This is a genomic window from Aliamphritea ceti (assembly GCF_024347215.1).
Taxonomy (GTDB): domain Bacteria; phylum Pseudomonadota; class Gammaproteobacteria; order Pseudomonadales; family Balneatricaceae; genus Amphritea; species Amphritea ceti.
In genome coordinates this window covers 2,227,437-2,242,564 of record NZ_AP025282.1, presented here as the reverse complement: position 1 = coordinate 2,242,564, position 15,128 = coordinate 2,227,437, and the positions used below count along the sequence as shown (strand labels likewise).

General features: G+C 46.7%; 11 protein-coding genes. 4 read left to right on the top strand and 7 right to left on the bottom strand.

Going from position 1 to position 15,128, the window contains the following annotated elements:
- Positions 1-18: 18 nt before the first annotated feature.
- A complete protein-coding gene (locus OCU49_RS10295) occupies positions 19-432 on the top strand; it encodes a VOC family protein (RefSeq protein WP_261844895.1) in 414 nt (137 codons plus the stop codon).
- Between the two features lie 82 nt (positions 433-514).
- Here OCU49_RS10295 and OCU49_RS10290 read toward each other — a convergent pair whose 3' ends face one another.
- From OCU49_RS10290 to OCU49_RS10260, 7 genes are all read right to left on the bottom strand, one after another.
- The gene (locus tag OCU49_RS10290; protein ID WP_261844894.1) at positions 515-1,417 is read right to left on the bottom strand and encodes an MBL fold metallo-hydrolase; all 903 of its coding nucleotides are present in this window, start codon (positions 1,415-1,417) and stop codon (positions 515-517) included.
- 244 nt (positions 1,418-1,661) lie between these two features.
- Positions 1,662-2,702, bottom strand: a complete 1,041-nt coding sequence (locus OCU49_RS10285) for a PLP-dependent cysteine synthase family protein (protein WP_261844893.1) — start codon at positions 2,700-2,702, stop codon at positions 1,662-1,664.
- 747 nt (positions 2,703-3,449) lie between these two features.
- Positions 3,450-5,111 carry an ATP-binding protein gene (locus OCU49_RS10280; protein ID WP_261844892.1) on the bottom strand — a complete coding sequence of 554 codons (1,662 nt, stop codon included), beginning with the start codon at positions 5,109-5,111 and terminating at the stop codon, positions 3,450-3,452.
- A 36-nt stretch (positions 5,112-5,147) separates the two neighbouring features.
- Positions 5,148-5,963, bottom strand: a complete 816-nt coding sequence (locus OCU49_RS10275; protein ID WP_446680425.1) for a phosphate/phosphite/phosphonate ABC transporter substrate-binding protein — start codon at positions 5,961-5,963, stop codon at positions 5,148-5,150.
- A gap of 99 nt (positions 5,964-6,062) precedes the next feature.
- A complete protein-coding gene (gene nosR / locus OCU49_RS10270; RefSeq protein ID WP_261844890.1) occupies positions 6,063-7,340 on the bottom strand; it encodes a response regulator c-di-GMP phosphodiesterase, NosR family in 1,278 nt (425 codons plus the stop codon).
- Positions 7,341-7,491: 151 nt separating this feature from the next.
- A complete protein-coding gene (locus OCU49_RS10265; protein ID WP_261844889.1) occupies positions 7,492-9,498 on the bottom strand; it encodes a putative bifunctional diguanylate cyclase/phosphodiesterase in 2,007 nt (668 codons plus the stop codon).
- A 240-nt stretch (positions 9,499-9,738) separates the two neighbouring features.
- The gene (locus OCU49_RS10260; RefSeq protein ID WP_261844888.1) at positions 9,739-10,731 is read right to left on the bottom strand and encodes an NAD-dependent epimerase/dehydratase family protein; all 993 of its coding nucleotides are present in this window, start codon (positions 10,729-10,731) and stop codon (positions 9,739-9,741) included.
- Positions 10,732-11,111: 380 nt separating this feature from the next.
- Here OCU49_RS10260 and OCU49_RS10255 point away from each other — a divergent pair, with 380 nt between their 5' ends.
- The 3 genes from OCU49_RS10255 to OCU49_RS10245 all read left to right on the top strand — a co-directional run bounded on the left by OCU49_RS10255 (position 11,112) and on the right by OCU49_RS10245 (position 14,940).
- Entirely contained in the window at positions 11,112-12,176 is a 1,065-nt protein-coding gene (locus OCU49_RS10255) for a glycosyltransferase family 4 protein (RefSeq protein ID WP_261844887.1), read from the top strand.
- Entirely contained in the window at positions 12,173-13,627 is a 1,455-nt protein-coding gene (locus OCU49_RS10250) for a hypothetical protein (RefSeq protein WP_261844886.1), read from the top strand. Before OCU49_RS10255 ends, OCU49_RS10250 begins: the two co-directional genes overlap by 4 nt.
- 296 nt (positions 13,628-13,923) lie before the next feature.
- A complete protein-coding gene (locus OCU49_RS10245) occupies positions 13,924-14,940 on the top strand; it encodes a DUF4114 domain-containing protein (RefSeq protein WP_261844885.1) in 1,017 nt (338 codons plus the stop codon).
- Positions 14,941-15,128 lie beyond the last annotated feature (188 nt).

The following is a 15,128-nucleotide window of genomic DNA, read 5'->3' as shown; positions in this document are numbered from 1 at the left end:
ACAACAAAAGGATATCCGATGGCAAACGTCTTCCATTACGCGTTTAAAGTTAAGGATCTTACCAGTACCCGACGTTTCTACATTGAAATTCTCGGATGTAAGGAAGGTCGCTCTACTGATACCTGGGTAGACTTCGACTTCTGGGGCAATCAGCTATCTGCCCATGTAGCAGAGATGCCCAATGCACTGGATTATTGCGGTAAAGTAGACGGGATTGATGTGCCAATTCCTCACTTTGGCGCGGTACTTAACCCACAGCAATTTGAAACCACCCGTCAGCAGTTGGAACAGGCCGATATTGAATTTATAGTCAAACCTATACAGCGCTACGAAGGCCAGGCAGGTCAGCAACAGACGATGTTTGTGCTGGATTTTAGCGGTAACCCGCTGGAGTTTAAGAGCTTTACGGATCAGGCTGAGCTATTCAGTTAAAGATTTCTAATACAAAAACAAAGGGCATCTTTAACAGATGCCCTTTGTTGTTCTAGATATAGCTACAGCGTACTTCAGCGCATCAGTTCAAACCATCAAAGACAATGCTTACCCACTTATCGGGTTTCATGAAGCCACCACCCCACTTAGCATCCAGGTCTGCTGTAGGTTTAGCCTCAACAATCTGAAGTCGGGTCTTACCTTCACTGATCATTTTACTGATACGGCCTTCAACCACTTTTAGCATGTCTCTATATGCCATCAGTTCGGCTTTGTTAGATAGCTTACCGTGGCCCGGAATAATTTTAGTTTTGTCGTCAGCGACGGTCAGTATCTGGTCAACCGCGGCGATTACACCGGTAATTGAGCCGCCGCTACTGGCATCAATAAAGGGATACATACCGGCAAAATAAATATCGCCGGTATGAATTACATTAGCCGCTTTAAATTGTACAAAGCTGTCGGTATCAGTATGCGCATTTGGCTGATGCCTTACCTGCAGCACATCGCCATTCCAGTGAAAGTTAACACCTTCTGCAAAAGTAATAACTGGCAGCGCTACTTCCGGTGCAGGCTCAACTTTGCGGTTAAAAGCTTTAATGAACTGATCAGACGACATTCGTTTACGCACATTATCGTGCGCGACTATGATACTGCCCTGCTTGCCGAAGTTTTCATTACCGCCAGTATGATCCCCATGCCAATGGGTGTTGAGGAGAAACTTTGGCACGTCGCCACCCAGGCCTTTTATCGCGGTAAGGATACGCTCAGTTAACGGCGCGAACTGATCATCCACCAGATACGTACCATTCTTACCAATCGAGACCGCCAGGTTACCGCCAGCACCAGTAAGCATATACAGGCCTTCACTGACCTGCTGAGATTCGATTTTGACGTTCTTAAAGCGTTCGTGGTTGTCAGCAACGGCAATGCCAGCCTGTGTCAGCAAACACAGCGAGGTAGCCTGAATAATGCGCTTAATCATGTGACTGTCTCCCGGTAATCCAGCTTTCTTTTAGTAATCAGCCTTAAAGCTTAGCCTATGCACTATTCAGACAGTTTGCTTAACGATCATGAATAGTTGCCAATCGTTCAATCGCATCTGCTCCGGGATGGCTGCCAGAAGAATAACTGGGAAAGCTGCGATAAAGATTCAGGGAGAACTGTAATGAGAGTCTTCAGACACAAGAAAACTGCCTCTGAAAACTCTGGGTGGTACTTTTTAGAATTTAAACGAAACGGTTTAGCGTCTTAGTTACTTCGCTAAGGTCACCAAAGTTATCTGCCACCCACTGCGGGTTGTAATAGGTATCCAGATAACGCTCACCACTGTCACATAACAAGGTGACAATAGAGCCTTTCTGCAGATTGTTCTGCATCTGTTCCGCTACCTGTAGCGCCCCCCACAGATTGGTACCGGTAGATGCTCCGGCTTTCCGGCCGATAAGCTTTTCCAACCAGAGAATAGTCGCAATACTGTTGGCATCCGGTATTTTCAGCATATGATCGATAACATCAGGCTGAAAAGAGTGCTCCACTTTAGGTCGGCCGATACCTTCAATACGACTGGAGGCATTACTGACAAGCTGGCGGTCACCGCTCATATAGCTATCGTAAAATACAGAGTTTTCGGGATCGACTACTGTCAGTTCAGTATCGTAGCCTTTGTAACGGATAAACCGGCCTAAGGTTGCAGATGTCCCGCCAGTACCAGCACTCATGACTAACATTGAAGGTATTGGATGGGGCTCACAGGCCATCTGCCGAAAAATACTTTCGGCTATATTGTTGTTGCCCCGCCAGTCCGTCGCCCGTTCGGCATAAGTGAACTGATCCATAAAATAACCACCAATAGACGCAGCCAGAGCCACTGAAGCATCGTGCATTTCAGAAGAAGAGTTAACGAAGTGGCACTGTCCGCCGTAAAATTCGATCTGTTTGATTTTGCTCTGTGCAGTACTTTTAGGCACGACAGCAATAAAAGGTAAGCCAATCATTCTGGCAAAATACGCTTCCGATACCGCGGTGCTGCCAGAAGAAGCTTCAACAACTGTCATGTCCTGCTTCAGCTTGCCGTTGCACAACGCATAGAGAAACAGTGACCTTGCCAGCCGGTGTTTCAGGCTGCCGGTTGGATGGGTACTTTCATCTTTGAGGTAAATCTCTACGCCTGCCAGCGCCGGCAAAGGCAACTTAAACAGATGAGTATCTGCCGAACGATGCGCATCGGCATTGATCTGACTGATAGCGTCTTTCACCCAGGCATTCATTGTATAAAGCTCCTCGTTTTTGTTTTTATATTACTTACACGCACTTGCACATTTATTGGTTACTCATAGTAATAACACATTCAATCAAATTACAAAGTGGTTATTACTAAACAGATAAAGACGCAAGCTGACTGAAAAAGACGAAACCGAAAAAGACGAAACCGAAAAAGACGAAACCGAAAAAGACGAAACTGAATACCAGCCTCATGCGCAGCCTGTGCTTTACATACGCGAATAAAACAGCACATTGAAGCCTAAGCATTCAGTGAACTGTTCCGAACTCATTTCTCCCACTCACTCCTCCAATGATTAGTTATCCAGTTCATTTCTCCAAGCGCATAATATCTAAGCTCATTTATCCAGGCTCATTTATCTAAGAGCTGAACGCTAAATCTCAAGCTACAAATTAAGATTTAAAGGCTGCGCTTAAACAAGAAAACCAGACTAACCACCTGCTCAAAAGCCCCCTGTGAATGTTTAACCTTGATCGGTGGCACATTCTTTACGAGACTTATAACACCCCTATAGATAACGGTATAAATCCTTAATCAAATTAATCCGAATGCTTAACTGACACTACTCAATCAGCTCAGGAAAAAAACCTTTAAGAAAGTTCTTCAAAAAGAGTGCTTTAAACAGAGTTCTTAAAACAAAATTCTTCAAAGAAAACTCTTCAAATAAGACACTTCAGACATTTTTCAGACTAAGCGCTGCATACACGCCAATATCAAAAAGAAGCAGACTGCTCTAATCAGCGCCGGCATTCTCTTCAATGGCTTCATCCGGGGAAACCGCTGGAGCTTCTTCCTGCAGAGCTATGGGTAAGCGGATAATAAAGCGACTGCCCTTGCCAACAACACTCTGTACCTGAATACGGCCGCCGTGTTCTTCAATGATCCCATGACTGATCGACAGCCCCAGGCCAGTACCTGAGCCTACATCTTTTGTGGTGAAGAAAGGATTGAATAGCTGCTTCTGTACTTCTGGCGTCATACCACTACCCGTATCACGAATACTGACAATGACTTCATTATTGATAAAACGGGTGCCAATGAAGATCTCGCCATTTTCTTCAATCGCCTGTCCGGCATTGACCAGAAGATTCATAAACACCTGGTTAAGACGACCAATATTACACACCAGCTTTGGTAATTCCGCGTAATCTTCATGCACTGTGCATTTGTATTTGAGCTGATTCGCAGCCACTTTAAGGGTGCTTTGTAATGCCTGATTAATATCTGCCGGTGCCTGCTGTTCATCGTCTTCACGGGCAAAACTGCGCAGGCCGGAAACAATGGTTTCTACCCGGTTAACGCCATCCATTGATTCAACAATTAATGGTTCAAGATCTTCCGCTGTGTATTCAATATCGAAGTCATCCCGGGCTGCCTGCAAGCTTTTCCGGTAGGCTTGCATATCATCGTGTTCGGCCAGCAGTTCATCCTGACGCTTAATGTAATCTGTGAGGTTTTTACTGTATGCCTGCAAACTACCGAGATTGCTCTTAACGAATCCGACAGGGTTATTTATTTCGTGCGCCACCCCTGCTGCCATAGTACCCAGACCCGCCATTTTTTCAGACTGTACTAACTTAGCCTGGGTCTCTTTGACGGATTTAAACGCTTTAACCAGCAATGCATGTTTTTTCTGGAGCTCTTCTGTGCGCTGCTGTACCCGGGCTTCCAGTGAACGGTTAAGTTCAAGAATCTCAGCTTCGAAGCTATCCCGCTGCTGGCTGGTTTTCGTCAGATTCTTCGCCATAGTATTGAATGCTTCACCCACTACTGCGATTTCGTCTTTGCCTTTAACCGGAATACTGATATTGAATTTTCCGTTACCAATGACTTTGGCAGCACGCTGCAATACTTTTAACTGGCCGGTCAGATAACCACCCAGTAAAAAAGAGAACAGCGCCACCAACAGCATTTCTACTGAAGCCAGTGTCATACCCCAGGTATACACCTGATTAATCGCCTGATTAATACTGGCGATGTGAATGCCAATTTCCACACGGCCGTAAACTTCACCACCTTCTTCTATGTCGACGATGACATCAAAGACATCGTCATCAACCAGGCCGACATCTGTATCCGGCACAAAAGGTTCTTTAAGGTGACTGATATCACCGGACTCAGCAAACACATCACCTTCTGCGGAAATAACCCGGGCATACACTAAATCTGGGTTTTTCAGCATTTCATCGGCAAAGGTTTCCAGTGATGCCAGATCATAGGAAAGCACTGCATCCTTAGTGGTGGTCGCGAACAGCGTGGCAGTGGTCTGAGCGCGTTTTACCAGTGCTTCATAGCTCGAATCACGCATAAAGTTCATCATCGTCACCAATAGGACAATGAGTAATGAACCTTCAATCAGCGCCACCCCAAGGATGGTTTTAAGTCGGATAGACATAGCAGTAAATTAACTCGGCAGGTATAAGTTAGCCGGTTACAGCATATGGTCTAACAGAGTGATATTCAGCCCGCGAACATCATCCCAGTCGTTATCACTGGCTGGCGTAAAGGCTTTAAAGTTAATTTTCTTAAGCAACTCTGCACCTTTAGGATCAGTGGCCATATCGACCAGCGCTTGCTGAAGCTTAGCCGCCGCATCACTGCTTACATCCGGACCTACAGCCACAGCATGAGGCGTATAACCATCTGTTGTCCAAAGTACCTTAAGCTGGTCACGTACCGCCGGATCAGTATTATTAAAGGTACGGATTACTCCACCACCCGCTGGGAAAATACCTTTAGCAACATTCAGATATACAGAGTCATGAGAAGACACGTATTTCGGATCAAACTCGATACCTTTTTGAGTCAGATTCGCACGTGGAACAACACTGGCCGCAAACGCAGCCGGAGACGGAAATGCCAATTTAGAACCATCCAGACCATTTAAGTCCGCAAAGCTACTGTCTTTGCGCACCACCATAATGCCTTTGATACGCTTATTTTTCTGACGGGCAATCGCTTTATAGCCCGGCTTTTGATTAAACACCGTGAAGTGATACGGGTTCATATAGGCAATATCGTAGTCACCTTTTTGTAAACGTTTTTCAAAGGTTGGAATATTTTTAGCCGTTGTAAACTTAATATCATGACCGGTTTTCTCGCTCAGATAAGCCGTCACAGGGGTCCAGAGTTTGGCAAGTTTCTTCGCTGACTGCTGGGGTACAATGCCAAAAGTAAGTGTATCGGCCTGTGCACCAACACTCATTAAAATACCACCGGCAATCAATAAATTACGTAACGTCTTCATCATGCTGCTCCTTGAAAAATGTCCTTGTCCGCAGGGGATACCGCTATGTACCCATGTACGGTGTTTGCATCTGATTACTGCTACTTCTGTATGAATAAATTATTGAGCATCAACATAAATTTCCAGTTGTTCGCCCAGGTTTTCTTCCATGTCTGTTAAACGGTCAATAATATCCTGATCAAGCTTCGCGCCAGCACTGAGTAGTAACACTCCCTGCTCGCTGAGCAAATCACGGGTAAGCGCCATGCCCGGTTTCATACCGTGACTGAGAATGCGTTCGTCCTGAATTGCCTCTCCTTCCTTCGCCAGGGTTTCAACCGCGCCTGCAAGAGTTTCAATCAGATGAGAATCATAGCGCGGAACTTCAAAGTCGCGCATAAACTGAATAGCTTCATTAGAACTGTACGGCCTCGGTTGATATCTGCCGTTAATCAGTTCTACAAAATCATTGAGTACACAAAGTATCTGCGCGCTTCGGCTTATATGCTCAGCCGTCAGCCCATTCGGATAGCCACTGCCATCGATATATTCTTTATGTTGCAGTACAACCTGCCCTGCGGCATGCAATGGCTTAACCAGCACCATAGAAGCATTGGCTAATATCGGGTGCCGGTGAAAACGACGCAGTTGTTCAGCAGTTAAGTCCACATACGCTGGCTTCAGCAATTCATCGTCGAAACTCAGTTTGCCGATATTGCGTAATTGCCATGCATAAAACAGCTGCTTAAGATCCGGGCCCGTAATGTTGAGCCGCTCAGCCATTAATAACAGGAGTTTATTGAGGTTCTGATTGTATCTACTGTCTTGCCCCATGCGTCGTGCAGTAAGCGACGAAAACATGCGTACTACTGAACGATAGCTGTTTTGCAGGTTTTGATGGCTGTCCCGCAATTGTTGAGTCCGCTGCTCTACCTTCTGTTCAAGGGTCTTATTCAGTTGTGCCAATTCACGGGTCTTCTGTTCTTTAATGATTTCCAGCTTATCGGCTCGCTGTCGCAACTCTGCCAGTTCAAAACCTTTGCAGACAACGCTCAGCACTTCATCATCTTTCCAGGGCTTAGTCATGAAACGACTGATTTTGCCCTTATTAATCGCTTCGATAGTTGCTTCTGTATCTGAATAACCACTCATTACGATACGTTCTGTATCCGGCCAGCGCTCAGCAACATTGGCCAGAAACTCTTCACCGCCCATTTCCGGCATCCGCATATCGCTGATCACCAAATCGACCCTGTGCTCTTCCAGTATCTCCAACCCGGCCTTGCCTGATTCAGCAAGATGCACTGTGCACTTCACCCGGCGCAAAATCCGCTTCAGGGCACTCAGCACCGACGCCTCATCATCAACCAGCAATAAACTGCGCTCGGGAAATTCCATACACTTGCATCCTTTTCTTGAAACCATTGGTTCAACAGCACCGCTATCGGACCATCTAACTATTTGTTTCTTATGTACATAGTAAACGTTCTACAAAAACGCTGACCAGCATTCAGTTACTCAAAGCGAGGCTAACGCCACTCATACAAACTCAGGCTGGTACCCATATATCTTGCTGTGAAGAAGTCTCCAGCGAAATTAAAGGCTGATTTTCCAGCAACTCACGGAAATTATCGGCAGAAACCGGCGGGCTAAAAAAGAACCCCTGAATCTCATCACACTTAAGGTCAGTGAGAATATCCAGCTGTTCGCGGGTTTCTACACCCTCAGCCACAACCTGCTTACCCATATCATGTGACATATGGATGATCTTCTTAACCAGTTCAAATGCTTCGCGGTTAATGCCCAGGTTCATAACAAATGACCGGTCAATCTTGAGGGTATCTACCGGCAACTGATTAAGATAATTCAACGATGAATAGCCCGTGCCAAAATCATCAATTGCCAAACGTACACCCAGCGCTTTCAGTGCACGCAACAACTCCAGACTATGACTGATGTCCTGCATCAGAAATGTCTCGGTAATTTCCAATTCAATCTGCGATGCATGAAGTGAATTCTGCTGAATAAGATCGCTCACCCGTTGCAGCAGGCCATCGTCTTCCAACTGCCTGCCTGATAAATTCACAGAAAGAACGAAATCAGGCAGCTGTTGCGCCTCCCAGATACGTTTCTGGGCACTGGTTGCTGCTAATACCCAGTCACCAATAGGCTCAATCAGGCCATTTTCTTCGGCCATAGGAATAAATACCGCCGGGGAAATAATACCTTTAGTACCATGTTCCCAACGCAGCAGAGCTTCTGCACCGGCAATACGCCCGTCCGGCATTGACACTTTTGGCTGATACAACACAAATAGCTGGTCCCTTTCCAAAGACCGGTATAAGTCTGACTGCAGGGAAACAAATTCACTGTCATTTGCGTTCATCTGGTTTTGATAACGGACGACATTTCTACGTCCGCCACGGGAAGCAGTATTCGCTGAAACCTGCGCGTTACGCAGTAACTCACCGGCATCGGTACCGTCGTCCGGTGATTGTGCATACCCTACACGGAATGCCACATGCAGCTCCCGACCGGCAAAGTCGATCAGGTTACTGAATGGCTCCAGCATTCTTTCTAACTGCTCACATACCTGCGCCATACTGAATTCACCGGCCAGGAACAGTGCGAATTCATCACCGCTCATACGTCCTAAACAGGCGGATTCAGGTCTGCCTTTCAATAGTTTGTCGGCCACCAGGGCCAGCAACTGATCCGCTTGCTGATAACCTAAACTGTCGTTAAATCGGCGGAAACCATTAATGTCCAGATAAATGGCTGTTACCGGTATATCTGAACTGCGTAACAACCGGTCAAGCTGATAGAGCAGTTCTTGTCGGGACAATAGTTCAGGAATCGCCAGTGTATCCTGTTCGTAAAGCTGCTCGATGCTAAACATTCGGCGCTGGCTATGAAGTTCCCGCACACTGACCCTGAGCATTTGCTCATTGGCTCTGTCCTGAACTTCCAGCTGTCGCGCCTCACCACTGCATAAATATTGCAGTTGCTCTGGGCGTAACATAGGTAATAATTCAGTAACAGCTACACCATCGATCTCGCCGCTAAGCTGTAAAAGCTCACAGGCTTTCTGATTGGCATATATGGTCCGGTTATCCGCATCCGTCTCGAGTAAGGCATGCGTATGGTTTTCCAGATACGTATGCTGATCATTCACTTGCTGGCGTTCCTGCCAGTGAACAACAGCATCCTGCAAACAGTCAATTAAAGCAGCTTGCTCCCAGGGTTTTTCCAGAAACCTGAATACAGCACCGTTATTTAACACCCGGATAACCGCATTCAGCTCGGCATAACCGGTCAAAAGAATACCCACAACATCCGGATACAAATTTTTAATCTGTGTCATCAGTTCGTCGCCGGTCATTTCAGGCATACGGACATCTGAGACCACCACCTGTATCTCGCTCACTGTGAGAATATCCAGTGCCTCCTGGCCTGAACTGGCAACCATTACCTCGTATTCACTACTACGCAATGCCCGCTGCAACGCAGTTAGCATGGCAGCCTCATCATCCACTAATAAAATCCGCTTTAACATTCCTTAATCCCTTATGATGATTCACTATCGGCACAGTATGACTGACTAAATAACAATTGGTCAGCAGACTTTTGATCTAGAGTAACCAACTGAGAAAACAAACACTTATATTTAATAGCACAACCCGCGTACAACAGTGATGCATAACCTGATACAGATACCCAAAGCGGGAGCCTTATAAGCAGATAAGCACCGTATATCCGGTATAAATCCCATACCGGACATACGATTTTCCACAACTCATAGCTCATCTAACTGTACCTTTTGACACATAAATGGCTCAGGGTCAGCAACATAACTGGCCTCCTCCCGGCGCAATGACTCTAAGGTCAGCATCAGTCCCAAACCAAGGTCTACCTTAGCCCGCAAACCAAAGCGTGCTACAGCCTTACCCGGATCCCCAAGCGATGAAGCTATATCTCCGGTACGGGCCGGTTCAAAGCGAATCACTGATTCAGAACCTGCCACCAGCTTCAGTGTCTGGCTAAGCTGCAGAATCGATGACATCTGTCCTGTCGATACGTTGAATACTGCTGCTTCATTACGATGATTCATCATCGCAGCCACCAGAAAACGCACCACGTCCGTCACAAAGATAAAGTCACGGGTTTGCTTACCGTCACCAAAAATGGTCAGCGGGATACCTTTAAGAATCCGGTCAATAAAAATAGAAATCACACCGGAATATGGTGAATGCGGATCCTGACGTGGGCCATAAACATTGAAGAAACGCATCCCTACAGTGGGTACGCCATGAACTAACCAGGCAACACGGGCGTGGTGTTCGCTGCCCAGCTTATCGGCACCATAGGCACTGATTGGGCGCGGTAAAGTATCTTCACTCAGCGGTACAGAAGCATTATCACCATAAATAGCCGCCGACGACGCATACACCACAGGTACCGGCTTACCGTTATTCGCGGTACGGGCAGCATCTAACACATTTACTGTACCCTGCTGATTTATCCGGTGGCAGCCAACCCAGTCAGTTGAAGAGCGTTCAACCGAAGCCACCGCGGCCAGATGAAAACAACCGACAACGCCTCGCATCGCAGCTTTAACAACTTCCGGATTTGAAACATCCCCGATAATCAGCTCAGCTTCTTCAGGTAAGTTACCAACACATCCTGTAGACAGGTCGTCCAATACCCGAACCTCATAACCTTTATCGAGTAGTGAGTCACACAGATGCGAGCCGATAAATCCACAACCACCAGTCACTAAATATTTCATGGGCTTTCTCCTTTTGCTCTCAACAGAGCGAAAATTAATCGCTGATATGTTCAGTGCAAAAGCCTCGCCAACATCAAATACCCATACATTTCAAATACTTAATTACATACCGCCAATTACGACCGACAAAATGATTCGCAAAATGCGAAATTCCCACGCAACTTGCTAAACACGATCTTAATTTGTGAAATTTCCTGTAATTGTTACCGATCTGTAAATCCTCAAACAAACCATAAACCCTGCAAGACACTGATTTATAAATAGTATTTTATAAGTGGCCGTTAATTTGCGTTATCCCTCTCATTAAAGCTGCCGAGTTATGTCCGTAGCGGCTCGGCAATCAAAGCAACAACAAGGAAACTGTGACAGGAGATCTGACTATGTCCTTACATGACTGGATCATTTTTCAGCTGATCGACAGCCGTAACAGCGGGGGTATAGAAACCCATATACTTAATCTGTCTGGCTGGCTTAAACGTCAGGGTTATCAGACCCGAATCATCTTTATAAATGATTACGGGCCTCACCCGCTTAAAGATCAACTCGATGAGGCGGGAATAGAATGGCAAACCAGCGAAGGCTGGTACTCACTCTATAAACTGTTGCGACATCATCCTGCCATGCTGGCAACCCATGGCTATAAAGCTGGCATTCTTGGCAGAATAACTGCCCGGCTGGCCAGGGTCCCTGTCGTATCGACGTATCATGCAGGTGATTTAGGCGAAGGCCGGCTACGTCTGTACAGTATGTTGGATACGCTGAGCGCACCGCTGGCAAATCAGGTCATCAGCGTGAGCCCCGAAATTGCAAACCGGCTATCCTGCGACTGCAACCAGCTACCTAACTTTGTCAGCACAGGAGGTTATCGCCAGAATAAAGGCAAGAAAATCGCCTTTGTCGGCCGGCTCTCCCATGAGAAAGGCCCCGACTGCTTTGCACAGATCACCGCTACACTCTCTTCTGCCTGTAAATCCACAAGTAAGCCTGATGAACACACGGAAGTAGCTGTCTTTGGGGACGGCCCGATGCGTGAAGCCTTACAGGATCATTACCCGCATCTGCATTTTCATGGACAGGTAGATATGCAGGACCATTGGGATGATGTTGGCTTGCTATGCATTACCAGCCGCTGCGAAGGATTACCTCTGGTGGCACTGGAAGCTATGTCACGGGGAATTCCTGTTGTCAGCTTCGCGATAGGCGCGTTACCGCAGCTTATTCAGCATGAAAAAAATGGCTGGCTGATCCCACCACAGAACTTCATTCTGTTTCAAAAGGTGATTCAACACTGGCAACAAAGTACAGCTACTGATCGAAGCTGCATATCACTGATGGCTTATCAGACTATTCGTCAGCGCTTCAGCTGTGACGTTGTCGGCCCCAAAATAATTGATGTATATCGCCAGGCATTACCGGCACTGGCACAAATGGCTGAACGCTCATGAACAGCCGTTTTTTTGCGTACCTGAGTGGCCTGGCAGCACTGAATGCCCTGCTGCCAGCAGCTCTTTTCAGCATCTATAACCAGGGATTATTGTCAGCATTACTGGAAGGCTTTGGTCGCAGCCCGGTAATCTGGCTAAGCTTGCTAATAGCAGTGTTGCTGTACCGTAAAGCCCGTCAGCTTCAAACAGCACAAACGCGTCTTCAAAAGAACGGACAGCAAACTCATTTCCAGACCGACAGTATTCCTGGCGTTTGTCTGGCGGGGTTTCTGACTTTAGCCTTGCTGATACCTATTGCGTTACTTAGCTGGCTTATATGTGCTCTGTCAGCATTCTTTTGGCTACGCAACAGTGTTAACCGCTACATGATGGCGGCGGCCTGGCTGATGCTGTCCATCGCCATACGGGAACCTCTGACCCAGCTAATGCTCAACGGCTTTGCTGATCAGATATTGGGATTCGATACCTGGTTATCGGCGCTGTTTCTGCCACCCGGTGATCAGTACAGTGTCTCCGGTAACCTGATCAATCAGGACAACGGTTTCAGTCTGCTGATTCTCACCGGCTGCTCTGCTTTTACTAACCTATCACTGGCGCTGCTGCTCTGGTTGAGCATTAGCCTGTGGAACCACCAGCGTCTGAATATGGCCGATCTGCTGCGGGCAGGCATTCTCAGTATCATAGTGTTGATAATTAATGGCGTACGACTGGCATTAATGGCAACCGGACCTGATTTATATGCCTATATCCATGACGGTGACGGCATGCTGATTGTTGATGCTCTGCTATTTATCATGCCTGTCATCTGTGTCAGACCCACTAACAAAACTTCACCGCAGAACTCACCTGCTGCGGATAATCAAAAAGCCACATCTAAATTACAACGTCTTAACAGTAGCGCAATGGCATGTCTGCTTGTTGCCTTAGTGATAGCACCTGCCATACGGGTAACGGACATTACGCCAGCTATAACCGAAACAGACTCAGTTCCGGTGCGCGGTCTGAAAAACCTCCCTATAAGTAAGCTTGGTGAGCTGTCTCCGGCCAACCGGGGTAATTATCGGGTAAGTGGTTTCTCACATAATTACTGCAATGGCAGCATTGCTTTACTGCCTTTACAACGCAACGCTGAAGGCGCGCACATTCTCGAGAACATGCTCGACAGCCCGCTCAGCAATAGCTCAGAGCAGATAACTCAGGGAATTATTTTTGCAGGACAGCTATACCCGGAATACCCGGAACTTAAAATTCTCATCAAACGTATCCACTTTCAGTTCAGCAGTGTTTTAAGCACAGTTAGCCAACTTGCTGACCCAACACACCTGCCTTCGTTGTCTCAAAACACATTCCCCCAACCAATGGCTTTTATCGAGTTTGGCCAGTGTCATATAGCCGCCAGCATTGCAGGCAACTTTCCTGACCAGCAACGGCTAAGCCATTTCTCATATTGAGAATACGTATCGCATAAGGTTGAAAATTTCTCACTTTGCGACGCTTATTAACTGCGCATAACGCAACAAACAAAAACAAACCCTTAACAAACAACAAGTTAATACTTGGCATGTAATCTGCTCAATAAATACTAGAGAGACATTCCAGGCAGTTTTCCATATCGATCCTGCCTATAGGTCTGTCTGTACTCAGGTGCATATGCATCAGAATACTTTTCCAAAAAAAGGGGATCGCAATGCAAACACACACATTCACTCCGTTACGAACGACGAGGATGCTCCGGCACAAATTGCATGTGAGTACACTTCACCGATTCAGTCAGAAATTCATTTTACTCAGTATGTTTTGTAGCCCATTAGCGTTAGCTGCAGATGATGCAACTGACACACTGGTGAACATTGACCTGCCTGCGGGCTTACTGACAGAGGTCACAAATGCGTTACCAGAAGGCCAGGACGTCAATCAGGAATTTTTGAACTCTTCATATAATCCAAATTTAACCTTTACCGATGATGCCCATGTCAGTGTTACCTTTTTGTCAGAAGGTGCCGGCTACAGGAACTCACTAGGCTACTTCACATTTGAAGATAACAGCTTTAACGACATTAGCTTTGGCAGTATTGATACCAACAGCTCCGGTAACATCAGCCTCAGCGAACTGCAAAATATAAGTGGTGTTGATGCTGGCATGATCTTCAATAATGTCTCCGGCAGCGGCAGTGGTGGCAGTCTTAATGCAGGTGATACTGTCACCCTGGGCGGCGCGGAATTAACCAATATCGTTGGTACTGACTTTGAAATGACCGGCGGTGAAACCTTTAGTGAAGGCACTAATATGGGCTTCTTTCTGATACAGAACGCCTGGAATGGCTCTCAGGTGAAAGGTTGGGATACCAACCACGACAACCTGGCGATGTACACTTTAGACTTTCTGAATCCTGAAAACAGCAGCGATGCATATCTGTATACAGGTATTGATGAAGATGCCCGCCACGTCGCCATGATGTCCAGCCTGTCTGCCGACAATGACTACATCCTCGGCTTTGAGGATCTCAAACGGCCCTACGGTGACAACGACTTTAATGATGCGGTTTTCCGTATCCGGACTGACCCGGTCACCGCTATGTTTGCAGATATTCCGTCAACCGAGACGGTCATCAATATGCAGGCAGCCCCCATGCCGAAACTGGGTAATAGTGCCGCCAGCGCTTTATTGATTCTGTTAGCTGGCATCGGCTTACTTGCAAAACGCCTGAGCCAGCAACTACTGGCACGCAGAACCTTTAGTCATCTGCTTCAAAAGATAATGTAATAGAACAGCGTCGCAAAAACATTTCATAAAAGAGTGCCGCTGAACTGTTTACGTAAGCAGCTCACCTCTTTCACCTATACCTCCCGCCCCCCCTCAATTGGGAGGATAACCCGGCAGATTTTGCCGGGTTTTTTTATATAAGCCACACCTTTTTTCTCACGCTATAAGCTCTCACATTACGTTTCGCA

Excerpts from the sequence above, each read along its gene's own strand:
- OCU49_RS10295 (WP_261844895.1), top strand. The coding sequence starts at position 19 with ATGGCAAACGTCTTCCATTACGCGTTTAAAGTTAAGGATCTTACCAGT.
- OCU49_RS10290 (WP_261844894.1), bottom strand. The coding sequence starts at position 1,417 with ATGATTAAGCGCATTATTCAGGCTACCTCGCTGTGTTTGCTGACACAG.
- OCU49_RS10285 (WP_261844893.1), bottom strand. The coding sequence starts at position 2,702 with ATGAATGCCTGGGTGAAAGACGCTATCAGTCAGATCAATGCCGATGCG.
- OCU49_RS10280 (WP_261844892.1), bottom strand. The coding sequence starts at position 5,111 with ATGTCTATCCGACTTAAAACCATCCTTGGGGTGGCGCTGATTGAAGGT.
- OCU49_RS10275 (WP_446680425.1), bottom strand. The coding sequence starts at position 5,963 with ATGAAGACGTTACGTAATTTATTGATTGCCGGTGGTATTTTAATGAGT.
- nosR (WP_261844890.1), bottom strand. The coding sequence starts at position 7,340 with ATGGAATTTCCCGAGCGCAGTTTATTGCTGGTTGATGATGAGGCGTCG.
- OCU49_RS10265 (WP_261844889.1), bottom strand. The coding sequence starts at position 9,498 with ATGTTAAAGCGGATTTTATTAGTGGATGATGAGGCTGCCATGCTAACT.
- OCU49_RS10260 (WP_261844888.1), bottom strand. The coding sequence starts at position 10,731 with ATGAAATATTTAGTGACTGGTGGTTGTGGATTTATCGGCTCGCATCTG.
- OCU49_RS10255 (WP_261844887.1), top strand. The coding sequence starts at position 11,112 with ATGTCCTTACATGACTGGATCATTTTTCAGCTGATCGACAGCCGTAAC.
- OCU49_RS10250 (WP_261844886.1), top strand. The coding sequence starts at position 12,173 with ATGAACAGCCGTTTTTTTGCGTACCTGAGTGGCCTGGCAGCACTGAAT.